We start from the raw sequence: 24,529 nt of genomic DNA, 5'->3' as shown, positions 1-24,529 counted from the left end.
AAAGAAGGAGATTTAATGGAACGCATTTACTTAGATCATGCTGCGACATCTCCGACTCACCCAGAAGTGGTCGAAAAGATGATTCCATATATGACAGAAACATTTGGAAACCCGTCTAGTATTCACTTTTATGGGCGTCAAACGCGCCATGCGGTAGATGAGGCGAGACGTGTGTGTGCACGTAGCATTCACGCGAGTCCAAATGAAATTATATTCACGAGCGGTGGTACAGAAGCTGATAATTTAGCACTTATAGGTGTAGCGCGTGCGAATCGTCATAAAGGTAACCACGTTATTACAACGCAAATTGAACATCATGCGATTTTGCATACGTGTGAATTGTTAGAGCGTGAAGGATTTGAAGTGACGTATTTACCTGTTGATGAAACAGGGCGTGTTCAAGTTTCTGACATACAAAAGGCACTAACGGAAGAGACGATTCTTGTATCTATTATGTTCGGGAATAATGAAGTAGGGACAATACAGCCAATTGTGGAAATAGGTAAGCTGTTAAAAGAGCATCAAGCTTATTTCCACACAGATGCTGTACAAGCTTACGGTTTAATAGAAATAGATGTGAAAGAGTTTGGTATTGATTTATTATCGATTTCCGCTCACAAAATTAACGGCCCAAAAGGTGTAGGGTTCCTATATGCTGGTGCAAATGTGAAATTTGAACCGTTATTAATAGGCGGAGAGCAAGAAAGAAAACGTCGTGCTGGTACTGAAAATGTACCTAGTATTGTTGGACTTCAACATGCAGTTTCGCTAGCTGAAAAAACTCGTGAGCAAAAAAATGCCCAATATGAAGAGTTTAAAGATATAATGGTATCTGTCTTCAAAAATGAGGACATTCATTTCGAGGTAAACGGAGACTTGGAATATCGCTTACCACATGTGTTTAATATAAGTTTTACAGGAATGAATATTGAACCGTTTCTTGTAAACCTAGACTTAGCTGGTATTGCAGTATCAAGTGGTTCTGCTTGTACAGCTGGTTCGATTGATCCATCACATGTATTAGTGGCGATGTTCGGAAAAGAATCCGATCAAATACGTTCATCCGTACGCTTTAGTTTCGGACTTGGAAATACGAAAGAGCAAATTGAAAAAGCGGCGTACGAAACAGTGAAAATCGTGAAGCGATTAACACAAAATTAGCATGGGAGGTGACATGATGAACAAACTACCTCAAGAAACACGCGTTGTCATCGGGATGTCCGGTGGCGTCGATTCATCTGTAGCAGCTCTTTTATTAAAAGAGCAGGGTTATGATGTAATCGGAATTTTTATGAAAAACTGGGATGATACAGATGCAAATGGTGTCTGCACAGCAACAGAAGATTACAATGATGTAATTGAAGTGTGTAACCAAATCGGCATTCCGTATTATGCAGTAAACTTTGAAAAACAATACTGGGATAAAGTATTCACGTACTTTTTAGATGAGTACCGAGCTGGTCGTACACCAAACCCAGATGTAATGTGTAACAAAGAAATTAAATTTAAAGCATTTTTAGAGCATGCAATTGCACTTGGTGCTGATTATGTAGCAACAGGTCATTATGCACGCGTTGCTTATATGGACGGCGAATATAAAATGCTTCGTGGCGTTGATGACAATAAAGATCAAACATATTTCTTAAATCAATTAAGCCAAGAGCAACTATCAAAAACAATGTTCCCATTAGGTGAATTAAAGAAACCACAAATTCGCGAAATGGCGACAGAAGCTGGTTTAGCGACAGCGGCGAAGAAAGATAGTACTGGTATTTGCTTCATCGGTGAGCGTAACTTTAAAGATTTCTTAAGTAACTATTTACCGGCGCAACCAGGTGTGATGCAAACATTATCTGGTGAAGTGAAAGGGAAACATGATGGTTTAATGTATTATACAATTGGACAACGTCATGGCCTTGGTATTGGTGGTAATGGTGATCCGTGGTTTGCTGTGGGGAAAAACTTGAAAGAAAACATTTTATATGTTGATCAAGGATTCCATAACGAACTTCTATATGGTGATGAAGTTATTGCTACGAATGTAGGCTGGGTAAGTAATAAAGCGAAGGAAAAAGAATTTACGTGTACAGCGAAATTCCGTTATCGTCAAGCAGACAATAAAGTAACGGTTCAAATCGTTGATGAAAATACAGTTCGTATTCTTTGTGATGAGCCAATTCGTGCGATTACGCCAGGCCAAGCAGTTGTTTTCTATGATGGAGATGAGTGCTTAGGCGGCGCTACAATTGATGAAGTATATCATAGTGGTAAGAAATTAGATTATTTAGGATAACACGAGAAGCCTCTGCCGATTAGCGGTTAGAGGTTTCTTTTACATAAAGCGAATTTTTGTTCGCTTGGAAAATACATTCTTTGTTATAATTTGTTGTAGAGGTGAAGGATATGTCAAACAAACTTGAAACAGGTATTAAATATATGCAAGAAGGAAACTGGGAAGAAGCAGCTGAAAATTTCACAGAAGCAATCGAAGAAAACCCGAAAGATGCGCTTGGATACATTAACTTTGCGAATTTATTAGATGTATTAGGTGATAGTGAGCGAGCAATTTTATTTTATAAACGTGCATTAGAATTAGATGGTAAATCTGCGGCTGCTTATTATGGCTTAGGAAACGTATATTACGGTCAAGAGCAATTTGCAGAGGCGAAGGCTGTATTTGAACAAGCGATGCAAGTGGGATTACAATCAGCTGACGTAACATTTATGTTAGGTATCACACATGTGCAACTTGGAAATGATCGTCTTGCACTTCCATTTTTACAAAGAGCGACGGAATTAGATGAAGGCGATGTAGAAGCTGTTTTCCAATGCGGACTTTGCTTCGCACGACTAGAACATATTCAAGAGGCAAAACCTTATTTTGAAAAGGTGTTAGAAATGGATGAAGAGCATGCAGATGCGTATTATAATTTAGGTGTTGCGTACGTATTCGAGGAGAATAACGAGAAAGCTCTTACTTTATTTAAGAAAGCGACTGAAATTCAAGCAGACCACTTTTTAGCTGGTAATGGTATTCGTTTATTAGAGCAAGAAGCTGAATAAAGTGAAATTATAGTTTAATGCGCAGTTACCCCTCATCTAAAGATTGTGAAAGAGGTGGGGGATGTACTGCTCATTAAAGTGAAAAGAACTCGGAAAGGAGAGGAAATATGGGAAATCAACATGCAATGGATTTGTTTGAGGAAGAAAAAAAATTTATAAAAGCGCAAGTTCTTCATACCATTTTCCACAACGAAGAAAACCTCTATTCCGTTGTCAGTATGAAAGTCATTGAAACGAATGAAACATACGACGAAAAAAAAGTAATGATAAACGGTCATTTTCCCCGTATGCATGAAGATGAAGTGTTTACATTAACAGGTCATTTTAAAGACCACCCAAAGTATGGAAAACAATATTTAGTTGAAACGTTTAAAAAAGAATTGCCACAAACAAAAGCAGGTATGGTGCAATATTTAGCGAGCGATTTATTTAAAGGGATTGGAAAGCGTACAGCCGAAAAAATCGTGGACCATCTTGGTGAGCATGCGATTTCTAAAATTATGGATGATCCGGATGCGTTAAGTGGTGTTGTAAACAAGCAAAAAGCGCAGGAAATATATGAGACGATTATTGAGCATCAAGGGCTCGAGAAAGTGATGAGTTTTTTAAATGGTTACGGTTTTGGAACAAAACTTTCTATTAAAATTTATCAGCAATATAAAGAGATGACATTAGAAGTGATTCGTAATAATCCGTATAAACTTATTGAAGAAGTGGACGGAATTGGATTTGGAAGAGCAGATGATATAGGGCGTGCAATCGGAATAACGGGCAATCACGACGACCGTGTACGTGCAGGGTGTTTTTATACGTTAGAGAATATTTCATTACAACTCGGTCACGTGTATATGGAAAAAGGTCAGCTTGTAAGAGAAACGATGTCACTTTTAAATAATCAAGAAGGCGGAGTGACTGAGGAAGATATTGTAGGCTGCGTTGAAATGATGCAAGGTGAAGGGAAAGTCATCATAGAAGAAGAGCGTGTGTATTTAGCTTCGTTATTTTACTCTGAAAAAGGCGTTGTAAAGTCCATTCGCAGGCTTATGAATCAAGAGGAAACCCCTGCATTTCCTGAAGCAGAAGTGTTAAAGACATTAGGTGAAATTGAAGAACAGCTAAAGGTACAGTATGCACCGCTTCAGCAAGAAGCAGTTCAAACTGCACTTCATAAGCCGATGATGTTATTAACAGGTGGACCAGGAACGGGGAAAACTACAGTTATTAAAGGAATTGTTGAAATGTATGCGTCGCTTCACGGGCTATCACTAAATCTAAATGAATATAGTGATGACAATCCATTTCCAATACTATTAACGGCTCCAACAGGAAGAGCAGCGAAGCGAATGAGTGAATCGACGGGGCTTCCGGCGTGCACGATTCATCGCCTGCTTGGATGGACGCCAGAAGGGTCTTTCCAGCGCAATGAAACAGACCCTGTTCAAGGGAAGCTCCTTATTATTGATGAGTTTTCGATGGTAGATATTTGGCTGGCAAATCAATTGTTTAAATCCTTGCCGACGAACATCCAAGTAATCGTTGTAGGTGATGAAGACCAATTACCATCGGTAGGACCTGGACAAGTGTTGAAAGATTTATTTAATGCAGGTGCCATTCCAACGGTAAAACTCACAGAAATTTATCGTCAGGCAGAAGGTTCGTCTGTTATTCAGCTTGCCCATGCGATAAAAGACGGGACGCTCCCGCCAGATTTAGCACAAAATAAAAAAGATCGTTCATTTATCAGCTGTGCAGGTGCTCAAATTGTTGAGGTTGTTAAAAAGGTTTGTGAAAATGCTAAGACAAAAGGCTTTAGTGCAAGAGATGTACAAGTATTGGCACCAATGTATCGCGGACCAGCAGGTATTAATGTGTTAAATGAAGCTCTTCAAGAAGTGTTTAATCCGAAAAAAGAAAAGAGTAAAGAAATTGCCTACGGTGACGTTGTATACCGCAGAGGTGATAAAGTACTTCAATTAGTCAATCAGCCGGAAAGCCAAGTGTTTAATGGTGATATTGGAGAAATTGTTTCAGTATTTTATGCGAAAGAAAATGTCGAGCAACAAGATATGATTATCGTTTCATTTGATGGAATTGAAGTAACATATACAAAGCCGGATTTAAATCAAATTACGCATGCCTATTGCTGCTCGATTCATAAATCGCAAGGTAGTGAATTCCCAATAGTTATTATGCCGATTGTAAAGAGCTACTACCGTATGTTACGTCGTAATTTAATTTACACGGGTATTACAAGGAGTAAGAAATTCCTTATTATTTGCGGGGAGGAAGCAGCGTTTCAATCCGGTGTAAATCGCCTTGATGATGCAATGCGTCAAACGACTTTAGCTGGCCGATTGCAAGAATCACAAGGAGAAGTGCAGATGGTGACGGTTAATGGTGAAGAAATGGACGTGGAAAACATTTCACCGTATGATTTCATGTAACAAGGTGAAATTATATAGTGAAACTTTCAAACGTATAACGTTGAAAGGCTCTAGCAATGTATAAATGAATGCAGTTTGGACATAATGGCGAATAGAATCTGGGAGACTGTAAGGAGATGAAAGCCATATGTTCAGTTGTCCAAATTGCAAAGGGAAAGACATCGGAAAAATAGGTGTCAACCAATTTTATTGCTGGAATTGTTATATCGAATTATCGGTTTCAAAGGGGAAAATCCATACACATCAAGTAGAGGAAGATGGTTCATTAAGCTCTCTTGATGATTTATTTGATGATAATGAAAGAACGATCGGATAACGAAAAGGGGGATTTACTTTGAATCTACGCAATTCATTAATCGCATTAGGTGTTGGAGCTGCAGCATATCAATATGCTCGCAAACAAGATGTATTCTCAAAACGCAATGTGAAAAAAGCACGTAAGATGATTAAGTCTTATTTATAAGGCGTAAAAAACTCCCTTCATGATAAGGGAGTTTTTTTATGCGCTTGTATGCAAATATAAAAGTCCGATTTCAGAGAAGAGATAAGATAAACCGTAGCATCCAACGCCAAGCATTCCATAATGCCATAAGTGCTTAGCTCTTTCCTTTCGCGAGGAACGAATAAAGAAGCCTTTCCAAATACCAAACCCGATACAAATCCATTCAAGAAGCATAAAAAGTGCGGATAATGCAAGCATAAATAAGATCATTATGAGCCCTCCTGATTATATTTTGACATTTTGTATTTTCAGGGGTGGTTGTCCTTATTATGTTAAATATATGTACGTCTTTAAAAAACAGTATGGTCTGTATAAAAAGATTTTAAAACTTTTGCACATAACCTAACCTATTTATTTTCAAAATAAAGGTGGAGGAGGTTTTTCGTGTGAAGAATCTTAAAATCATTTGGATATATCGTTTAGGATTATTGTTACTCGTTTTTCTTTGTTTGCTCGTCTTTTTAAAAATCAAGCCACTATGGGCGCCGATTATTTTTGTATTTAAAGTGGCGATCACACCGTTCTTTATTGCTTGTTTTATTGCTTATTTATTACACCCTTTAATTGAAAAAATCCATAAGGAAGGAATGCCACGCACACTTGCTATTTTGCTCATTTATATTCTTTTCTTTGGCGGAATTGGCTATGGAATTTATAAAGGAACGCCAGTTGTTATTAAACAGTTACAAGAAATTAATGAACAATTTCCGCAGTTTACAAAAATGTACGATTCTTGGATGGATGGAGTTACAGAACAAACAGCGAATTTCCCATCATTTATTCATGAAAAGGTGAAACAAATTTTTGGTGGTGTAGAAACGAAGATTCAAGCGCTTTTAAATAAAGTCATGAGCACAGCTCGTGGTGTACTGGATTCATTGCTCATTATTTTCTTAATTCCGTTCATTGTATTTTACATATTAAAAGATTACGGTGAGTTTTATCATATTTTTTGGAAACTAGTTCCGAGTAAGTGGCGTAGTACGGGTCAAATGCTTGCGAAAGAAATTGATAAGTCACTCGGAAGTTATATTCGAGGACAGTTATTTGTTTGCTTAGTATTAGGAGGAGTATCTGTTCTTTCTTTTTGGTTTATCGGTATGAAATATCCGTTATTACTCGGTATTATTATTGGGGTAACGGATATAATCCCGTACTTTGGTCCTATTTTAGGGGCGATTCCGACGTTGATGATTGCAGCAACGGTATCAACGAGTTTACTCATTAAGGCGGGAATTACGATTGCTATTTTGCAATTTTTGGAAAGTAACATTTTATCGCCTTACATCGTTGGTAAGTCGCTTCGTATGCATCCTGTGATTATTATGTTTGCATTACTAGTAGGGGGAGAAGTTGCGGGGATTGTAGGATTACTAATATCGGTTCCTATTTTAGCGGTCATTCGGACAGTGGTCGTTCATGTGAGGCCTCTTTGGAAAAAAGAAGATGTGTAATATGATAGCCCTCTACTTATAAAAGTAGAGGGCTATCATTATTTAGAGAGTTGCTCGTGTATTTGTTGAACGAGAGAGCTTATATCATTTGTTTGAATATGTTTTATTTTTTTCCATTCATTATCGTACATAAATATAATTTGATTGCTGAAAAGACGCTTTTGCTCTTTTAGATTAGAAATGTTTGCAAAAGAGTACTCTTCAAATATTGGGTTCTTACTTACATCTGGTCCATAAAAGAAGAGCCGTTTGTTCGTTAAAATTAACAGTCCTGGTCTTGCGACGGAACGATATATAAATATATTTAATGAGCATGCTGCATAAAAAAGGATTTTTTCATCAGTTGTTAACATTTCTTTAGCTTGATTCAATAAGGTTGTCATTGTAATCGCTCCTTTATTGTTAATAATTTAATTATAACAAATAATGTAATATTTAGAAATTTGCATAAAGTATTTTTTGAGAGGAGATTCCTATTTAGTAATAAATGCATAATATATTTAAAGGCTGTTAAGAATGAATAGTAGAATAACTATGATTAATAAGCAATTGATACAATATAAATGATTATCTACATTGACAAACTTAAGAGAATTCTATTATATTTAGTCATATAATACATTAAATCAATGACGGAACAAGTACGTTACAGTCCATTTGTAGAGAGAAGCTTCCACTGGCTGAAAGGAGCTTTAAATGAAGGGTAACAGAAAGCTAATCCTGAGAGCAGCTAATCACTGCCGTCTTGCCACGTTACGGCACCATGAGGTGATGAATTGATTGTTATAATAATCAATTCATAATTAGGGTGGTATCGCGAGTTAACTCTCGTCCCTTTTATTAGGGGCGGGAGTTTTTTATATTTAAGGAGGAAAATACAATGAAACAACTAACAGGCGCACAAATTCGTCAAATGTTTTTAGACTTTTTCCAAGAAAAAGGACATGCAGTAGAACCAAGTGCATCACTAGTTCCTCATGAAGATCCATCTCTGTTATGGATTAATAGTGGTGTAGCGACATTAAAGAAATATTTTGATGGTCGTGTAATCCCGCAAAATCCACGTATTACAAATGCACAAAAATCAATTCGTACAAACGATATTGAAAACGTTGGGAAAACGGCTCGTCACCATACATTCTTTGAAATGTTAGGGAACTTCTCAATCGGTGATTACTTCAAAGAAGAAGCAATTACTTGGGCTTGGGAATTTCTAACGAGCGACAAATGGATCGGATTCGATAAAGAATTACTATCTGTTACAATTCATCCGGAAGATGAAGAAGCATTCACAATTTGGAATGAGAAAATGGGTGTTCCAAAAGAACGCATCATCCGTTTAGAAGAAAACTTCTGGGATATCGGTGAAGGACCAAGTGGACCGAATACAGAAATTTTCTATGACCGCGGTGAATCTTACGGTAATGACTTTAGTGACCCAGAATTATATCCGGGCGGAGAAAACGAGCGTTACTTAGAAGTATGGAACCTTGTATTCTCTCAATTTAACCATAATCCAGACGGTTCATATACGCCACTTCCTAAGAAAAACATCGATACAGGAATGGGGCTAGAGCGTATGACATCTATCGTTCAAGATGTACCTACGAACTTTGATACAGACCTATTCATGCCGATGATTGGTGCAACAGAATCAATTTCTGGTGAGAAATATCGTAATGGCGATTTAGAAAAAGATATGGCGTTTAAAGTAATTGCTGACCATATCCGTACAGTAACATTCGCTGTTGGTGACGGTGCTCTTCCATCTAACGAAGGCCGTGGTTATGTATTACGTCGTTTATTACGCCGTGCTGTTCGTTATTCTAAGAAATTAAACATCAACCGTCCGTTCATGTTTGAATTAGTACCGGTTGTTGGAGAAGTAATGAAAGACTTCTATCCAGAAGTACTTGAAAAGAAAGATTTCATCGCAAAAGTTGTGAAGAATGAAGAAGAGCGTTTCCATGAAACACTTCATGATGGTGAATCAATTTTAGCTGAAGTAATTGCAAAAGCGAAAGAAGAAAAAACAACTGTTATTTCTGGCGTAGATGCGTTCCGCCTATACGACACGTACGGTTTCCCAATTGAGTTAACAGAAGAATATGCAGAAGAAGCTGGTATGACAGTTGATCAAGCGGGCTTTGAAAATGAAATGGAGAAACAACGTGAGCGTGCACGTGCTGCTCGTCAAGACGTTGATTCTATGCAAGTTCAAGGCGGTGTACTTGGTGAAGTTAAAGTAGCGAGCGAATTCGTTGGTTACGGTACAGTTGCAACAGAAAGTAACGTTGTTGCCCTGGTGAAAAATGGTGAGTATACAGATAGCTTACAAGCAGGTGAAGAAGGACAATTAATGCTTGATGTAACGCCATTCTACGCTGAGAGCGGTGGGCAAATTGCAGACCGTGGTTACCTTCTTGCTGACGGCGTGAAAGTTGTTGTAAAAGACGTACAAAAAGCACCAAATGGTCAAAACTTACACAAAGTAGTTGTGGAAGAAGGTACATTAACGAAAGAAGCGGCTGTAAAAGCTCTTATCGATACGAAAAACCGTAGTAGCGTTGTGAAAAACCATACAGCAACTCACTTACTGCACCAAGCATTAAAAGATATACTTGGAACGCATGTTAACCAAGCTGGTTCTCTTGTAACATCTGAACGTTTACGTTTTGACTTCTCTCACTTCGGTCAAGTACAAGCTGATGAATTAGAAAAAATTGAGCGTATCGTAAACGAAAAAATTTGGGAAAGTATTGATGTTGCGATTTCTCAAAAAGCAATCGAAGAAGCGAAAGAAATGGGCGCAATGGCATTATTCGGTGAAAAATACGGTGATGTTGTACGCGTTGTGCAAGTAGGCGATTACAGCTTAGAGCTTTGCGGTGGTTGTCACGTTGATAACACAGCTTCTATCGGTATTTTCAAAATCGTTGCTGAGTCTGGTATCGGTGCAGGAACTCGTCGTATTGAGGCGGTAACTGGTAAGTCCGCATACGAATTAATGAACGATCAAGTAGGTTTATTAAAAGAAGCAGCAGGAAAAATGAAAACAAATCCAAAAGATATTTTAACAAGAGTTGATGGTTTATTTACTGAAGTAAAACAACTTCAAAAAGAAAACGAATCTCTTGCTGCGAAATTGAGCAATATCGAAGCTGGAAACTTAACTGATTCAGTAATGACAGTTGATGGCGTGAACGTATTAGCGGCGAAAGTAAATGTTGCAGATATGAACAACTTACGTACAATGATGGATGACCTTAAAAATAAATTAGAGTCTGCAGTTGTTGTATTAGCGTCTGTAAATGACGATAAGGTAAACATTTTAGCTGGCGTAACGAAAGATTTAATTAGTCAAGGTTACCATGCGGGTAAACTTGTGAAAGAAGTAGCTTCTCGTTGTGGAGGCGGCGGTGGTGGCCGTCCTGATATGGCACAAGCAGGCGGTAAAAACCCAGCGCAAGTAGAGGAAGCTTTAGCGTTTGTACAAGAGTACGTTAAATCTGTTTCAAAATAAAGAGATAGTAGTGTACAATGGTAGGGAGAGGAGAAGTTCTTCTCCCTATACTTACTACTTACAAGTGAGGTGCTTGAAATGGACGGTTTTGATAAGACAATGAAGTTTAGCATTCAAGATGAAAAACAGAGTGTCCATGTAAATGATGTACTTTTAACTGTGTATGATGCACTTCAAGAAAAAGGTTATAATCCGATTAACCAAATCGTCGGTTATTTATTAAGTGGAGATCCAGCATACATACCTCGCCATAAAGATGCACGAAGCATCGTTCGCAAGCTTGAACGTGATGAGATAATTGAAGAGCTTGTGAAGTCTTACTTGAAACATCATCGTGAGGAGTAGTTTATGCGGATATTAGGTTTAGATGTTGGTACTAAAACAGTCGGTGTTGCAATGAGCGATGAAATGGGCTGGACAGCACAAGGGCTGGAAACAATCAGGATTAACGAAGAACGAGGCCACTTTGGTTTTGACCGTATTTCTGAGTTGGTAAAACAGTACAATGTGGACAAAATAGTAGTAGGTTTACCTAAAAATATGAATGGTACAATCGGCCCTCGTGGTGAAGCGTGCCAGCAATTTGCAGAAAACCTGCGAAATCTGTTACAATTAGAAGTTGTAATGTGGGACGAGCGTTTGTCGACGATGGCAGCGGAACGTCTGCTCATTTCAGCTGATGTGAGCCGTAAGAAGCGAAAACAGGTAATCGATAAGATGGCTGCAGTCGTGATCTTACAAGGATTTTTAGATAGTAAATAAGAGGTGACCAAAATGGAAGAAAATCAAATTACAATTGTAGACGAAAAAGGAAACGAACATTTATGTGAAATTATTTTCACTTTTGATGCTGAAAAATTCGGCAAAAAATCTTATGTAGTCTTCTCTCCAATCGGTGAAGTAGACGAAGATGGAGACCAAATCTTCGATGCAATGGCATATGAGCAAAGTGAAGAAGAGGGTGGAACATTACTTTCAATTGAATCTGAAGAAGAGTGGGAAATGGTACAAGAAATGTTTAACACTCTTGCTGATGAGCAAGAAGAAGAATAGTAATGGATAAAAAGGCGAACTGTGTACACAGTTCGCCTTTTTTGTATTCATATGCAAAATGACAGATTTTTTGTCGAAACTACTTAATTGTTTATAGTATAATAAGACGGGTTGTATGAAAAAAGGCTTTAAATAAGTAGCTGTCACCGATTATTTAGAAATGATTGGTTTTGCTTTATGTTTGTAGGGCATTGTATAGAGGAAGTGTATACGGTCTACAATTGAATAAGGAGGAAGAATTTTGGTAGAGAATCAAGTGAAGAAGAAGCGTAGACGCATTTTTTTAATTTTGATTATCGCACTGCTTTTAGTTTGTGGATCAGTCTATGCGTATATTTCATCTGCATTAGGGCCAGTTGATAGTGGAAATAAAAAAGAGATTGAGGTAGAGATTCCAAAGGGGTCATCTACAAGTAAAATCGGTGAGATTTTAGAAGAAAAAGGTGCTGTGAAAAGCAGTACAGTTTTTAGTTTTTATACGAAATTTAAGTCGAAAAGCTTACAAGCAGGTACATATTTATTAAATCCTTCGATGAGCGCCAACGATGTCATTGAACAAATGTCATCTGGCAACGTACATCGTCCGGCTCTTTATAAAGTGACGATTAAAGAAGGGGCGCAAGTAACTGAAATTGCTGAAGTGATTGCGGCAGAATTAAAGTGGAATAAAGATGAGGTTGTGCGTCAATTAAACGATAAAGCATTTATCCAAAAAATGCAGCAAAAGTATCCGAAGCTATTAACGGATAAAATTTTTGATAGTAACATTAAATATCCACTAGAAGGATACTTATATCCAGCAACGTATTCTTTCTATAAAAAGGATACAAAATTAGAAGAAATTGTAATCCCGATGCTTGAGAAAACAAATGCAATTATTGTTCAAAATGAGGCGAAAATGAAAGCGAAGAACTGGGATGTTCATCAACTTCTCACGTTGTCTTCACTTATTGAAGAAGAGGCTACTGGCTTTACTGATCGCCAAAAAATCTCTAGTGTTTTCTATAATCGTTTAGCGAAAGGTATGCCGCTTCAAACGGATCCGACGGTATTATACGCGCTTGGAAAGCATAAACAACGTGTATTATACGAAGACTTGAAAGTAAACTCACCGTACAATACGTATGTTGTGAAAGGGTTGCCGGTTGGACCGATTGCAAACTCTGGTAAACATTCAGTGGAAGCAGCGTTAGATCCTGCGCAAACAGATTATTATTATTTCTTAGCTGCACCAAGTGGTGAAGTGTATTATGCGAAAACATTAGAAGAACATAATGCATTAAAGCAAAAATACATTACGAAAAAACAGTGAAATGGGGAGGGATAGCGAAAAGGGTCGCATATCCCTCTTTTTTGTGGTAAAATATATCGGGTTAAAAACTGGCAGAAGAATCGTTTTTAATATCAAAACGGGACGTACAAGCTAAGGGTGAAACTGGCTTGTATTTTTATTGCATTCTATGTGTGAAAAGACAAAGGTTGACGCGTCATAGAGGCACTTCTCCATGTAAATAAGGAGGACCAATTATGGAGGATACAGTTAACGAGTACCTATTATCATTTATTGATCCAAAAGATAAATTAATTCTTGAAATGGAAGAGTATGCAACTGAAAACCATGTGCCGATTATGGATCGACTTGGAATGGAATTTATGCTGCAATTTTTACGTTTAATTGGACCGGAAAGTATTTTAGAACTTGGAACAGCAATCGGTTATTCTAGTATTCGTATGATGCAAGCTATTCCGAACTCTCGCATTGTGACAGTAGAGCGCAATCGTGAACGATATGAAAAGGCACTTGAATATATAGAATGTTCCTCGGTAACAGACCGTATTTCTGTTATTTACGGTGATGCTTTAGAAACGGGCGAACAAGTGAAAGAACATGGAACATTTGATGTTATTTTTATTGATGCAGCGAAAGGGCAGTATCGTCGCTTTTTTGACTTATACGAACCGTTATTAAATCCTGGTGGCGTTATTATTTCAGATAACGTTATGTACCATGGTCTTGTGACGACAAAAGAGAAAATTGAAAATAGACGTACCCGTGGTTTGATTCGTCGTATTAAGACGTACAATGAATGGCTTATGAATCATGAAGGATATGATACAACGATTTTCCCAATTGGCGATGGAGTGGCTGTAAGTAAAAAGAGAGGGTGACAAAAGTATGAAGAAACCTGAATTGTTAGTAACGTCTAGAGCGGTGGCGGATATTGAACCTCTTGCGAAAGCAGGGGCAGATGCAGTAATGGTTGGTGAACAAAAGTTTGGTTTACGTTTGGCAGGAGAGTTTTCACGTGAAGATGTGAAACAAGCTGTAAACATTGCGCATGAAAATGGTGTGAAAGTATACGTTGCAATGAATGCGATGTTCCACAATGATAAAGTAGAAGAATTAACGGACTATGTTGCCTTTTTAAATGAGGTAAATGTAGATGCGATTGTTTTCGGAGATCCAGCGGTATTAATGGCTGTTCGTGAAGTTGCACCAAATATGCAACTTCACTGGAATACAGAAACGACAGCAACAAACTGGTTTACTTGTAACTATTGGGGGCAAAGAGGAGCGAAACGCGCTGTATTAGCTCGTGAGCTTAGCTTAGATGAAATTGCTGAATTAAAAGAAAATGCTGAAGTGGAACTTGAAGTACAAATTCACGGTATGACTTGCATGTTCCAATCGAAGCGTTCACTAGTAGGAAACTACTTTGAGTATCAAGGGCGTAATCTCGACATCGAAAAGAAAAAGTATGAAGAGAATATGTTCTTATACGACCCGGAACGTAATAACAAATATCCAATTTATGAAGATGAAAATGGTACTCACATTATGAGTCCGAATGATATTTGTTTCATCGATGAGTTAGAGGAACTAATCGATGCTGAAGTCGATAGCTTAAAAATTGATGGTGTCCTAAAAAGTTCTGAGTACATTATTGAGGTAACGAAGAAATATCGTAAGGCGATTGATTTATGTGTAGAAGATCGTGATGCGTATTATGACGTGAAAGATGATTTATTTAAAGAGATAGAAGAAATACAACCGGTAAATCGTCCGTTAGATACAGGATTCTTCTTTAAAGAAACGGTTTACTAAACGAGGAGGGTGTAGGAAATGACTGTACAAGAAATTTCACGAGTGATCGATGGCAAACGCGTTATTGTGAAAAAACCTGAACTGTTAATCCCTGCGGGTAACTTAGAAAAATTAAAAGTAGCTATCCATTATGGGGCAGATGCTGTATATTTAGGTGGACAAGAATTTGGTCTTCGTTCTAATGCAGGTAACTTTACGCTGGAAGACATGGCAGAAGGCGTTGAATTTGCAAAGAAATATGGAGCAAAAATATACGTAACAACAAATATTTTTGCACATAATGAAAATATGGATGGGCTAGAGGAATATTTAAAAGGGATTGAAAAAGCTGGCGTAACGGGAATTATCGTTGCCGATCCGCTTATTATTGAGACATGTAAACGTGTGGCGCCTTCTGTTGAGGTGCATTTAAGTACACAACAATCACTATCCAACTGGAAAGCAGCACAGTATTGGAAAGAAGAAGGTTTACATCGTCTTGTATTAGCTCGTGAAGCAAGCTATGAAGAAATGAAAGAAATTAAAGAAAAAGTTGATGTTGAAATTGAAGCATTCGTCCATGGTGCAATGTGTATCGCGTATTCAGGGAGATGTACATTAAGTAACCATATGACAGCGCGTGACTCTAACCGTGGTGGTTGTTGTCAATCTTGCCGCTGGGATTATGATTTAGTTCAAACGGTATCACAACATAAAGATGCAAAAGAGCTTCCTCTATTCCAAGAAGAAGATGCTCACTTTGCGATGAGCCCAAAAGATTTAAATTTAATCTTATCAATTCCGAAAATGATTGAAATTGGAATTGATAGCTTAAAAGTTGAAGGACGTATGAAATCTATCCATTACGTAGCGACTGTAGCAACTGTATATCGTAAAGTAATTGATGCGTATTGTGCGGATCCGGATAACTTTGAGTTTAAACAAGAATGGTTAGATGAACTTGATAAATGTGCAAATCGTGATACAGCTCCTGCATTCTTTGAAGGGGTTCCAGGACATCAAGAGCAAATGTTTGGAAATCATAGTAAGAAAACAACGTATGATTTTGCTGGTTTAGTGTTAGATTATAATGAAGAAACGGGCATCGTAACGCTTGAGCAACGTAATCACTTCAAACCAGGACATGAAGTGGAGTTCTTTGGGCCAGAAATAGAAAACTTTACGCAGACGGTGGAGAAAATTTGGGATGAGGATGGAAACGAATTAGATGCAGCGAGACATCCGTTGCAAATCGTGAAATTCAAAGTGGATCAACCAGTGTATGTGAATAATATGATGCGCAAAAACATACTTCAATAAGAAAGAGTGGTAGTCGAATGGGGACGAATAAGCCTGTTGTAATTGGAATCGCTGGTGGTTCAGGATCAGGAAAAACAAGTGTAACGAAAGCGATTTTTGACCATTTTAAAGGTCATTCCATTTTAATCTTGGAGCAAGATTATTATTACAAAGATCAAAGCCATTTACCAATGGAAGAACGTTTAAAAACAAATTACGATCATCCGTTAGCGTTTGATAATGATTTGTTAATTGACCATTTGCAGCAGTTGCTTGCATATGAGCAAGTGGAAAAGCCTATATATGACTATACATTGCATACGCGTTCAGAAAAAATTATTCCAGTTGAGCCGAAAGATGTAATCATTTTAGAAGGAATTCTTATTTTAGAAGACCCACGTCTTTGTGAGTTAATGGATATTAAGGTGTTCGTTGATACAGATGCAGACCTTCGTATTTTACGCCGCATGCAGCGCGATATTGAAGAGCGCGGTCGTACAATGGATTCAGTTATCGACCAATACGTAAACGTTGTACGTCCAATGCATAATCAATTTATTGAGCCTTCTAAGAAATTCGCGGATATTATTATCCCTGAAGGTGGACAAAACCATGTTGCAATTGATATTATGGTTACAAAAATTGCAACAATTCTTGAACAAAAAGTAAATTTGTAATAGCATAGTAAAAGATATACGATAGGAAGGGATTTTTTCCCTTCTTATCGAATACAATGAAACATGAAACCTCACCTACCAATAGGTGAGGGCATATTTATATCAACTTTCCATACATACCTTCTTTATATAAGGAAGAATTGGAGAATAAGGGGTTGTATGTGACAACTCCACTAGTGCTACGTGTGCTAGAAACCTCCGCTATATAAGCGGAGGAGTTTTCATATGGAACTCCTCTTTTTTTCGGGGGATTGGTATATAAAAGGAGTGGAAAACATGGCAACAGAAAAAACATACCCTATGACGCAAGAGGGTAAGCAAAAACTAGAGAACGAAGTTGAACAATTAAAAACAGTAAGACGTAAAGAAGTTGTAGAGCGTATTAAGATCGCACGTAGCTTCGGAGATCTTTCTGAGAACTCTGAGTACGATGCAGCGAAAGATGAGCAAGCATTCGTAGAAGGACGTATTACACAACTTGAAAACATGATTCGTAATGCGGTTATCATTGAAGACAATGGTGAAGAGTCTACAGTTGTAACATTAGGTAAAACAGTAATATTTAAAGAGTTACCAGGTGGAGACGAAGAAGCGTACATAATCGTAGGTAGCGCAGAAGCCGATCCATTTGAAGGGAGAATTTCTAACGATTCTCCAATCGCAAAAAGCTTATTAGGTAAGCAAATTGGTGAGAAGGTAGCAATCCAAACACCAGGTGGAGAAATGCAAGTAGAGATTATCTCTGTAAAATAACGTAAAAAATCACTCGTGTAAAAACGAGTGATTTTTTATTTGTATAAAAGGTGAAACACCTCGTCTAAACTACAATAGACGAGGTGTTTTTTATGAAAATGAAACGGAGAATTATAATTGTTTTAATTTGTTTTATGGGTGTGATTTTTTTATTACTTTGTCGTTTAATCCAAATACAGATTATAGATACGGAATCATTTACTGACCGAAATATCAATCTGATTGAAAAAAGTGTTACGCAACGAACACAATCACTTACAGTAGATAATGGAAGAGGGCATTTTACAGATCGAAATGGTAAGGAAATTGGTGAAGAGAAATATCCAGTCTTAATTGTTTTTCCATTTTTACAAATAAAAAATGACATGTTAGAGAAAATTGCGCATATCATTGGTGTGTCGAGACAAGAGATAAGACTGCAAATGAAAAATAAGAATCAAGCATTTATATTACGAAGGGAGAATACCCCATTTCAATTAACGCTCGAGCAGATGAAGAAGGTAAATGAATTAGATATTTTAGGTATTGTAGCAGCAGAAGTTCGACTGAAGCAAATGGGAGAGGCAGATCATTTAATTGGTGATGTGGGAGAGAATGAACAGGAATTTCAAAAGCGTTATGGAGAAATGAAAAAAACTTCGAAACAAACGCCAATTGGTATTTCTGGATTACAACAATCATTTGATGAATTTTTACTGACTGATGGAGAAGCGAAAGTACTATATCAAGTGGATCGACAAGGAGAACCGATTTTTGGGAAGCAGGCGAAATACACTTCACCAGGAAATCCATTTTATCCAGTTACTATTCAAACAACAATACATAAAACGTTGCAACGACGAGCAGAGAAGATTATAGATGAAAACGGAATAAAAAAAGGTGGGTTAGTATTACTAGACATAAAGAATAGTGAAGTTGTAGCAATGGTAAGTAGGCCTTCTTTACAGATGAATGATAGGAGGATATATAAAGCTACACTTGAAAATCAAATGTTAATTCCTCATTTTCCGGGGTCTGTTTTTAAAACAGTAGTTGCAGCAGCAGGAATTGATGAGAATTTGGTGCGGTTTAATCGTACATTTAACTGTAATACGGATTTATACGGTGAAAATCTTCCACAAGTTATGATGGGGTCATTAAACTTTAAGGAAAGCTTTGCTAGAAGCTGTAATCGAACGTTTGCCGTATTAGGTGGTGAACTAATGCAAAAGGATAGGGAAGTGTTAGAAACGTATTTAGAGGCCTTAGGAGCACGTGAGAAGGTAGGTTGGAAAGGTTCGGTATTTCATACACCAGAATTTGAGCAATTGCCAGAAGAAAAGAGTGCTATTATTTGGGGAAGCGAAGAAAATAAAGATAGTAGAAAAGCGATTGCTCAAACGATGGTCGGACAAAAAGATGTACGTGTGTCACCTCTAGCTATAGCGAATATGATGGCGACAATTGCTAGAGGTGGAGAGAAGATGGAAGTGAAAGCTGTGAAAAAAATAGTGTATAAAAATGGAACCGATTTTTTTACATTTGAAAATCATAAATTAAATGGGAAACAGCTTTCTTATGAAACGATGAAAAAATTACAACAGTTGTTAAGAGCCGTTGTAACGATGGAGAAAGGAACGGGAACCGCATTCCGTTCGTTGCCACTAACTGTCGCTGGAAAATCTGGGACGGCACAAACAGGAAAAGGAGAGAGGGTGAATCGCTGGTTTGCAGGTTATTTTCCATATGAAAACCCAAGATATGCTTTAGTTGTAGTTGATATAGAAACAGATAGTAATGAAAATGTAGTCACACCAGTTTTTGCAGAAATGGTAGAGGCAATTCATCAATTAGAAATTGAAAAGTAATCTTGCAATTATTTATGAAATGTTTTCATTTCGTGAAAATATTATTGTAAATGTTCAACCTTTCTAGATTTAATGTTACAATAGCAAGTATGAAAAACTGCATGGAGGTTTGAAGAATGGCAGGAGGATCTAGATTCCAACAGAAACAACAAAAACGTCGTCAAAACGGTGTTTTAAATATTGCAATCGCTATTGTATTAGTAGCAGTAGCTATTGTAGCATATCAATTGTTTGTTCCTGACACAAAAGAGCAAGCGTCTTCTAATGATAAAAAGGTAGCTCAGCAAACAACAAAAGAGAATAAAGCTGAGAAAGCTAAAGGTAAAGAAGAGCCGAAGAAGAATGAGCAAGATAAGACAGAGGCTAAGAAGAAGGAAGAAGAAGAGAAGCAAAAGGCTGAGGAAGAAAAGAAAAAAGCTGAAGAAGAAGCGAAAGCTAACGAGAAAGCACCAGCTGAAAAAACACAGTCACAGGCAACAGATGCTTATACGAAATCTTCTTGGAAGCCAGTAGGTACAGAGCAAGGTGCAACACCTGCGATGACGTTTAAAAAAGGTACAGCAGATTGGAATGAGATGAATCAAGCGATTTCAGCTGCAATTGACGTTCCAGTAAATCAATTAGTTATCCATAGAATTGGAAATAACGGTAAGAATAAAGCTTACGGTAACGTACAAGATAAACAATCAGGTAAAAAATATTATGTGAATATTGATTGGGTAGACAATGAGGGCTGGAAACCAGTACTCGTTCAAACTCTAAACTAAAAAAAGAGAGGCTCTTAAGAGCCTCTCTTTTTTTAGTTAGCGTAATTTCTTTAATTTAAAATGAACAACCGCACTATAATAAGGTCTTTTGCTTTCAGGATCCATAATCATTTGGTGAGAAATATGATGAACTTCGAGCATAAGTGCTTTATTATTATCAATTTGTTCGTTAATTTTTTTTTCTAGAGAAACTAAGTTTGCAGCCTCGAAAAATTCTACTTTATCTTCTAACATTTCAAAGGTAAATGACACGAAGATGCCCCCTCTCCTATGATAATCACCTATAGTGTAACAAAGAAAAGAAGGAAATACTACGTACATTTCAATTGACATTTTTAGAAAGAGAGAATATCATACTGATAAAACCGATAAGAAAAAGGGGAATTTTTATGGGAACAGAATTTAATGGTTTATTTGATGAATGGGCTCATACGTACGACTCATTTGTACAAGGCGAAGATATACAATATAAAGAAGTTTTCGCCCATTATGAGGACATTTTAGAGGATGTAGTTAACAAGTCATTTGGCAACGTATTAGAATTTGGTGTTGGTACTGGCAATTTAACAAATAAATTATTACTTGCTGGTCGCACAGTTTACGGTATAGAACCGTCACGCGAAATGCGTACTATTGCAAAAGAGAAATTACCAAAAGAATTTTCAATTACAGAGGGTGATTTTCTTTCATTTGAAGTCCCAAATTCAATCGATACTATTGTGAGCACTTACGCATTTCATCATTTAATAGATGAAGAAAAAGACGTAGCAATTGCGAAGTATAGTCAATTGCTAAACAAAGGTGGTAAAATAGTGTTTGCTGATACGATATTTGCAGATCAAGATGCATATGATAAAACTGTCGAAGTAGCAAAACAAAGAGGTTTTCATCAGTTAGCAAACGATTTGCAAACAGAATACTATACACGTATTCCGATCATGCAATCTATTTTTGAAAACAATGGCTTCCACGTAACGTTTACGAGATTAAATCATTTCGTTTGGGTAATGGAGGCAACTAAGCAATAGAAAGAGGGATTAGATTGAGAATTGCTGTAATTGGAGCAATGGAAGAAGAAGTACGTATTTTACGTGACAAACTAGAACAAGCAGAAACAGAAACTGTTGCAGGTTGTGAATTTACGAAAGGGCTATTGGCAGGAAATGAAGTAATCTTGCTAAAGTCTGGTATTGGTAAAGTAAATGCAGCGATGTCAACGACAATTTTATTAGAAAAATATAAGCCTGAAAAAGTAATTAATACTGGTTCAGCTGGTGGATTCCATCACTCTCTAAATGTTGGTGATGTAGTTATTTCAACAGAAGTTCGTCACCATGACGTAGATGTAACAGCATTTAACTACGAATATGGTCAAGTGCCAGGAATGCCACCTGGATTTAAAGCTGATGAGGCATTAGTTGCATTAGCTGAGAAATGTATGCAGGCAGAAGAAAATATTCAAGTCGTAAAAGGTATGATTGCAACAGGTGATTCATTTATGAGTGATCCGAACCGTGTTGCAGCAATTCGTGATAAATTTAAAGATCTTTATGCAGTAGAAATGGAAGCAGCAGCTGTTGCGCAAGTATGCCACCAATATGAAGTTCCGTTTGTTATTATTCGTGCACTTTCTGATATTGCTGGTAAAGAATCAAATGTTTCATTTGATCAATTTTTAGATCAAGCAGCTCTTCATTCTACAAACTTTATCGTAAAAGTACTAGAAGAGTTAAAGTAATGTAACAAAAAGGCAACTGTCTCATATAAAGAAAATACATACAGTTGCCTTTTCTTTATTGGCAAATAAGGGGGAGAACACGATGAATGTATATCGTGGAGTTCATGAGTTGATTGGCCATACACCAATCGTAGAAATTACTCGTTTTTCACTTCCGAAAGGAGTCCGTTTATTTGCAAAGCTTGAATTTTACAACCCAGGCGGAAGCGTTAAGGATCGTTTAGGAAGAGAATTAATTGAAGATGCGCTAGAAAAAGGGCTTGTTGCAGAGGGCGGAACAATTATTGAACCGACGGCTGGAAATACCGGCATTGGACTGGCACTTGCAGCGTTAGAACATGATTTACGCGTTATTGTTTGTGTACCAGAGAAATTTAGTATTGAAAAACAAGAAATAATGAAAGCACTAGGTGCAAAGGTCGTGCATACACCGACTGAGCAAGGAATGACCGGCGCAATTGCAAAGGCAAAAGAATTAGTAAATGAAATACCGAATTCATACTCTCCAAGTCAGTTTGCGAATGAAGCAAACCCTCGTGCTTATTTCAAAACATTAGGTCCTGAACTTTGGGATGCATTGAATGGAGAAATTAACATATTTGTTGCAGGGGCAGGAACTGGCGGTACGTTTATGGGAACTGCGTCTTATTTAAAAGAGAAAAACATTGATATTAAGACGGTTATTGTAGAACCAGAAGGATCTATTTTAAATGGTGGTAAAGCTGGTTCACATGAAACAGAAGGGATTGGTCTTGAATTCATCCCGCCATTTTTAAAAACATCTTATTTTGATGAAATTCATACAATTTCTGATCGACATGCATTTTTACGAGTGAAAGAGTTAGCGCAAAAAGAAGGCCTTCTCGTTGGAAGCTCTTCAGGAGCGGCATTTCATGCAAGCTTACTTGAGGCAGAAAACGCAGCACCAGGTACGAATATTGTAACGATTTTTCCTGATAGTAGTGAGCGCTATTTAAGTAAAGACATATACAAAGGATGGGAATAAAAAATGAGAGCAAAGACAAAGTTAATTCATGGTATTCGCATAGGAGAACCTTCAACTGGATCTGTAAACGTGCCGATATATCAAACGAGTACGTACAAACAAGAAGCAGTTGGTAAGCATCAAGGATATGAATATTCACGAACAGGTAATCCAACTCGTTCAGCTTTAGAAGAAATGATTGCAGTGTTAGAAAATGGTCATGCTGGATTTGCATTTGGTTCAGGGATGGCAGCTATTACAGCAACTATTATGCTATTCTCAAAAGGAGATCACGTCATTTTAACAGATGATGTTTATGGCGGTACGTATCGCGTTATTACAAAAGTACTAAACCGTTTCGGCATTGAGCATACATTTGTAGATACAACAAACCTAGAGGAAGTTGTAGAAGCAATTCGCCCAAATACGAAAGCGATTTATGTGGAAACACCAACGAATCCATTACTGAAAATTACTGATATTAAGAAAATATCCGCTCTTGCTAAAGAAAACGATTTATTAACAATTATTGATAACACATTCATGACGCCATATTGGCAGTCGCCAATTTCTTTAGGAGCAGACATTGTACTTCATAGTGCAACGAAATATTTAGGTGGGCATAGTGATGTAGTTGCAGGCCTAGTAGCTGTAAATAGCCCGCAACTAGCAGAAGACCTTCATTTCGTACAAAACTCAACAGGAGGTATTCTTGGACCACAAGACAGCTTCTTACTACTTCGTGGTTTAAAAACATTAGGAATTCGTATGGAGGAGCATGAAATAAATTCACGCGCAATTGCTGAGTTTTTAAATAACCATCCGAAAGTAAATAAAGTATATTATCCAGGTCTTGAATCACATCAAAATCATGAATTAGCAAAAGAACAGGCGAACGGATTTGGTGCAATCATCTCATTCGATGTAGATAGTGAAGAAACATTAAATAGAATACTTGAGAAGTTACAGTACTTTACACTTGCTGAAAGCTTAGGAGCAGTAGAAAGTTTAATTTCGATTCCATCACAAATGACACATGCATCAATCCCAGCAGATCGCCGTAAAGAATTAGGAATTACAGATACATTAATTCGAATCTCTGTTGGTATTGAAGATGGAGAAGATTTAATTGAAGATTTGGCACAAGCACTAGCATAATAAAAATGCACTGCTAATATAGAGCAGTGCATTTTATTATATTGATTTGTGAAATATTTCACAAATTAGACATACACAAATGAAATGATTTCATGTATATTGAATTCATGAAATGTTATTCACGAACAAACTTGTAAAATGTTTCACAATCAATGGGATTCATGTAGGAAGGTAACTCTAT

The 24,529-nt window shown here is 37.3% G+C and carries 26 protein-coding genes and 1 other annotated feature; of the genes, 23 read left to right on the top strand and 3 right to left on the bottom strand.

The window, feature by feature from the left end:
- The first annotated feature begins 15 nt into the window (after positions 1-15).
- The 6 genes from MHH59_RS22000 to MHH59_RS21975 all read left to right on the top strand — a co-directional run bounded on the left by MHH59_RS22000 (position 16) and on the right by MHH59_RS21975 (position 5,970).
- Positions 16-1,161, top strand: a complete 1,146-nt coding sequence (locus MHH59_RS22000; RefSeq protein WP_087995792.1) for a cysteine desulfurase family protein — start codon at positions 16-18, stop codon at positions 1,159-1,161.
- Positions 1,162-1,177: 16 nt separating this feature from the next.
- Positions 1,178-2,293: a tRNA 2-thiouridine(34) synthase MnmA gene (mnmA, locus tag MHH59_RS21995; protein ID WP_002088752.1), complete on the top strand. Its 1,116-nt coding sequence runs from the start codon at positions 1,178-1,180 to the stop codon at positions 2,291-2,293.
- A 110-nt stretch (positions 2,294-2,403) separates the two neighbouring features.
- Positions 2,404-3,063: a tetratricopeptide repeat protein gene (locus tag MHH59_RS21990; protein WP_002088750.1), complete on the top strand. Its 660-nt coding sequence runs from the start codon at positions 2,404-2,406 to the stop codon at positions 3,061-3,063.
- Positions 3,064-3,170: 107 nt separating this feature from the next.
- Positions 3,171-5,507 (top strand): SF1B family DNA helicase RecD2, encoded by a 2,337-nt coding sequence (recD2, locus tag MHH59_RS21985; RefSeq protein ID WP_340852337.1) that lies wholly within the window; start codon positions 3,171-3,173, stop codon positions 5,505-5,507.
- Between the two features lie 127 nt (positions 5,508-5,634).
- The gene (locus MHH59_RS21980; RefSeq protein WP_002015288.1) at positions 5,635-5,823 is read left to right on the top strand and encodes a hypothetical protein; all 189 of its coding nucleotides are present in this window, start codon (positions 5,635-5,637) and stop codon (positions 5,821-5,823) included.
- An 18-nt stretch (positions 5,824-5,841) separates the two neighbouring features.
- Positions 5,842-5,970 carry a YrzQ family protein gene (locus MHH59_RS21975; RefSeq protein ID WP_002015286.1) on the top strand — a complete coding sequence of 43 codons (129 nt, stop codon included), beginning with the start codon at positions 5,842-5,844 and terminating at the stop codon, positions 5,968-5,970.
- Positions 5,971-6,006: 36 nt separating this feature from the next.
- Here MHH59_RS21975 and MHH59_RS21970 read toward each other — a convergent pair whose 3' ends face one another.
- Positions 6,007-6,219: a hypothetical protein gene (locus tag MHH59_RS21970; RefSeq protein ID WP_002015285.1), complete on the bottom strand. Its 213-nt coding sequence runs from the start codon at positions 6,217-6,219 to the stop codon at positions 6,007-6,009.
- A 176-nt stretch (positions 6,220-6,395) separates the two neighbouring features.
- Here MHH59_RS21970 and MHH59_RS21965 point away from each other — a divergent pair, with 176 nt between their 5' ends.
- Positions 6,396-7,463, top strand: a complete 1,068-nt coding sequence (locus MHH59_RS21965; protein ID WP_002129216.1) for an AI-2E family transporter — start codon at positions 6,396-6,398, stop codon at positions 7,461-7,463.
- 38 nt (positions 7,464-7,501) lie between these two features.
- Here the strand turns inward: MHH59_RS21965 and MHH59_RS21960 are convergent, their stop codons facing one another.
- The gene (locus tag MHH59_RS21960) at positions 7,502-7,846 is read right to left on the bottom strand and encodes a PH domain-containing protein (protein ID WP_002129215.1); all 345 of its coding nucleotides are present in this window, start codon (positions 7,844-7,846) and stop codon (positions 7,502-7,504) included.
- A 237-nt stretch (positions 7,847-8,083) separates the two neighbouring features.
- Positions 8,084-8,302 (top strand) — a binding site (T-box leader).
- A gap of 41 nt (positions 8,303-8,343) precedes the next feature.
- Between MHH59_RS21960 and alaS the strand changes: the two genes are divergently transcribed.
- The 12 genes from alaS to MHH59_RS21900 all read left to right on the top strand — a co-directional run bounded on the left by alaS (position 8,344) and on the right by MHH59_RS21900 (position 20,467).
- Positions 8,344-10,986 carry an alanine--tRNA ligase gene (gene alaS / locus MHH59_RS21955; protein WP_002015283.1) on the top strand — a complete coding sequence of 881 codons (2,643 nt, stop codon included), beginning with the start codon at positions 8,344-8,346 and terminating at the stop codon, positions 10,984-10,986.
- 78 nt (positions 10,987-11,064) lie between these two features.
- Complete coding sequence (locus MHH59_RS21950) at positions 11,065-11,331, top strand: IreB family regulatory phosphoprotein (RefSeq protein ID WP_000348591.1); 267 nt, start codon at positions 11,065-11,067, stop codon at positions 11,329-11,331.
- 3 nt (positions 11,332-11,334) lie between these two features.
- On the top strand, positions 11,335-11,748 hold the full coding sequence (ruvX, locus tag MHH59_RS21945; RefSeq protein WP_001221204.1) for a Holliday junction resolvase RuvX: 414 nt from the start codon (positions 11,335-11,337) through the stop codon (positions 11,746-11,748).
- A 12-nt stretch (positions 11,749-11,760) separates the two neighbouring features.
- Positions 11,761-12,039 carry a DUF1292 domain-containing protein gene (locus MHH59_RS21940; RefSeq protein WP_002034112.1) on the top strand — a complete coding sequence of 93 codons (279 nt, stop codon included), beginning with the start codon at positions 11,761-11,763 and terminating at the stop codon, positions 12,037-12,039.
- 241 nt (positions 12,040-12,280) lie between these two features.
- Positions 12,281-13,351 (top strand): endolytic transglycosylase MltG, encoded by a 1,071-nt coding sequence (mltG, locus tag MHH59_RS21935; RefSeq protein ID WP_340852334.1) that lies wholly within the window; start codon positions 12,281-12,283, stop codon positions 13,349-13,351.
- Between the two features lie 215 nt (positions 13,352-13,566).
- Positions 13,567-14,208, top strand: a complete 642-nt coding sequence (locus MHH59_RS21930; RefSeq protein WP_002129210.1) for an O-methyltransferase — start codon at positions 13,567-13,569, stop codon at positions 14,206-14,208.
- A 7-nt stretch (positions 14,209-14,215) separates the two neighbouring features.
- The gene (locus MHH59_RS21925; protein WP_078177925.1) at positions 14,216-15,145 is read left to right on the top strand and encodes a peptidase U32 family protein; all 930 of its coding nucleotides are present in this window, start codon (positions 14,216-14,218) and stop codon (positions 15,143-15,145) included.
- A gap of 18 nt (positions 15,146-15,163) precedes the next feature.
- The gene (locus MHH59_RS21920; protein WP_002015275.1) at positions 15,164-16,444 is read left to right on the top strand and encodes a peptidase U32 family protein; all 1,281 of its coding nucleotides are present in this window, start codon (positions 15,164-15,166) and stop codon (positions 16,442-16,444) included.
- Positions 16,445-16,461: 17 nt separating this feature from the next.
- Positions 16,462-17,100, top strand: a complete 639-nt coding sequence (gene udk, locus MHH59_RS21915) for a uridine kinase (protein ID WP_002015274.1) — start codon at positions 16,462-16,464, stop codon at positions 17,098-17,100.
- Positions 17,101-17,376: 276 nt separating this feature from the next.
- Positions 17,377-17,853 (top strand): transcription elongation factor GreA, encoded by a 477-nt coding sequence (gene greA / locus MHH59_RS21910; protein WP_078213491.1) that lies wholly within the window; start codon positions 17,377-17,379, stop codon positions 17,851-17,853.
- A gap of 92 nt (positions 17,854-17,945) precedes the next feature.
- On the top strand, positions 17,946-19,700 hold the full coding sequence (locus tag MHH59_RS21905; RefSeq protein WP_002129205.1) for a peptidoglycan D,D-transpeptidase FtsI family protein: 1,755 nt from the start codon (positions 17,946-17,948) through the stop codon (positions 19,698-19,700).
- Positions 19,701-19,816: 116 nt separating this feature from the next.
- Positions 19,817-20,467 carry a YrrS family protein gene (locus MHH59_RS21900; RefSeq protein ID WP_002138429.1) on the top strand — a complete coding sequence of 217 codons (651 nt, stop codon included), beginning with the start codon at positions 19,817-19,819 and terminating at the stop codon, positions 20,465-20,467.
- Positions 20,468-20,503: 36 nt separating this feature from the next.
- Here the strand turns inward: MHH59_RS21900 and MHH59_RS21895 are convergent, their stop codons facing one another.
- Positions 20,504-20,719 (bottom strand): YrzA family protein, encoded by a 216-nt coding sequence (locus MHH59_RS21895; RefSeq protein ID WP_002015268.1) that lies wholly within the window; start codon positions 20,717-20,719, stop codon positions 20,504-20,506.
- A 137-nt stretch (positions 20,720-20,856) separates the two neighbouring features.
- On the opposite strand from MHH59_RS21895, the gene MHH59_RS21890 reads away from it, so the two are divergent.
- The 4 genes from MHH59_RS21890 (at position 20,857) to MHH59_RS21875 (ending at position 24,348) form a co-directional block, all read left to right on the top strand.
- A complete protein-coding gene (locus MHH59_RS21890) occupies positions 20,857-21,495 on the top strand; it encodes a class I SAM-dependent DNA methyltransferase (protein ID WP_002015267.1) in 639 nt (212 codons plus the stop codon).
- Between the two features lie 14 nt (positions 21,496-21,509).
- Positions 21,510-22,205, top strand: coding sequence for a 5'-methylthioadenosine/S-adenosylhomocysteine nucleosidase (gene mtnN / locus MHH59_RS21885; RefSeq protein WP_340852330.1), 696 nt, complete (start codon positions 21,510-21,512; stop codon positions 22,203-22,205).
- 82 nt (positions 22,206-22,287) lie between these two features.
- On the top strand, positions 22,288-23,211 hold the full coding sequence (locus MHH59_RS21880; protein ID WP_201056932.1) for an O-acetylserine dependent cystathionine beta-synthase: 924 nt from the start codon (positions 22,288-22,290) through the stop codon (positions 23,209-23,211).
- A gap of 3 nt (positions 23,212-23,214) precedes the next feature.
- On the top strand, positions 23,215-24,348 hold the full coding sequence (locus MHH59_RS21875) for a bifunctional cystathionine gamma-lyase/homocysteine desulfhydrase (protein ID WP_002143204.1): 1,134 nt from the start codon (positions 23,215-23,217) through the stop codon (positions 24,346-24,348).
- Positions 24,349-24,529: the final 181 nt, after the last annotated feature.

This window comes from Bacillus sp. FSL E2-0195, assembly GCF_038003645.1.
GTDB lineage: Bacteria > Bacillota > Bacilli > Bacillales > Bacillaceae_G > Bacillus_A > Bacillus_A mycoides.
Note: the sequence above shows the minus strand (reverse complement) of the source record. Positions and strands in the feature narration are given on the sequence as shown.

Coding starts and splice junctions, on each gene's coding strand:
- MHH59_RS21880 (WP_201056932.1), top strand. CDS start 22,288: ATGAATGTATATCGTGGAGTTCATGAGTTGATTGGCCATACACCAATC.
- MHH59_RS22000 (WP_087995792.1), top strand. CDS start 16: ATGGAACGCATTTACTTAGATCATGCTGCGACATCTCCGACTCACCCA.
- greA (WP_078213491.1), top strand. CDS start 17,377: ATGGCAACAGAAAAAACATACCCTATGACGCAAGAGGGTAAGCAAAAA.
- MHH59_RS21905 (WP_002129205.1), top strand. CDS start 17,946: ATGAAAATGAAACGGAGAATTATAATTGTTTTAATTTGTTTTATGGGT.
- MHH59_RS21930 (WP_002129210.1), top strand. CDS start 13,567: ATGGAGGATACAGTTAACGAGTACCTATTATCATTTATTGATCCAAAA.
- alaS (WP_002015283.1), top strand. CDS start 8,344: ATGAAACAACTAACAGGCGCACAAATTCGTCAAATGTTTTTAGACTTT.
- MHH59_RS21980 (WP_002015288.1), top strand. CDS start 5,635: ATGTTCAGTTGTCCAAATTGCAAAGGGAAAGACATCGGAAAAATAGGT.
- MHH59_RS21920 (WP_002015275.1), top strand. CDS start 15,164: ATGACTGTACAAGAAATTTCACGAGTGATCGATGGCAAACGCGTTATT.
- MHH59_RS21960 (WP_002129215.1), bottom strand. CDS start 7,846: ATGACAACCTTATTGAATCAAGCTAAAGAAATGTTAACAACTGATGAA.
- ruvX (WP_001221204.1), top strand. CDS start 11,335: ATGCGGATATTAGGTTTAGATGTTGGTACTAAAACAGTCGGTGTTGCA.
- recD2 (WP_340852337.1), top strand. CDS start 3,171: ATGGGAAATCAACATGCAATGGATTTGTTTGAGGAAGAAAAAAAATTT.
- MHH59_RS21900 (WP_002138429.1), top strand. CDS start 19,817: ATGGCAGGAGGATCTAGATTCCAACAGAAACAACAAAAACGTCGTCAA.
- MHH59_RS21925 (WP_078177925.1), top strand. CDS start 14,216: ATGAAGAAACCTGAATTGTTAGTAACGTCTAGAGCGGTGGCGGATATT.
- MHH59_RS21890 (WP_002015267.1), top strand. CDS start 20,857: ATGGGAACAGAATTTAATGGTTTATTTGATGAATGGGCTCATACGTAC.
- mnmA (WP_002088752.1), top strand. CDS start 1,178: ATGAACAAACTACCTCAAGAAACACGCGTTGTCATCGGGATGTCCGGT.
- udk (WP_002015274.1), top strand. CDS start 16,462: ATGGGGACGAATAAGCCTGTTGTAATTGGAATCGCTGGTGGTTCAGGA.
- MHH59_RS21940 (WP_002034112.1), top strand. CDS start 11,761: ATGGAAGAAAATCAAATTACAATTGTAGACGAAAAAGGAAACGAACAT.
- MHH59_RS21875 (WP_002143204.1), top strand. CDS start 23,215: ATGAGAGCAAAGACAAAGTTAATTCATGGTATTCGCATAGGAGAACCT.
- MHH59_RS21970 (WP_002015285.1), bottom strand. CDS start 6,219: ATGATCTTATTTATGCTTGCATTATCCGCACTTTTTATGCTTCTTGAA.
- MHH59_RS21950 (WP_000348591.1), top strand. CDS start 11,065: ATGGACGGTTTTGATAAGACAATGAAGTTTAGCATTCAAGATGAAAAA.
- MHH59_RS21990 (WP_002088750.1), top strand. CDS start 2,404: ATGTCAAACAAACTTGAAACAGGTATTAAATATATGCAAGAAGGAAAC.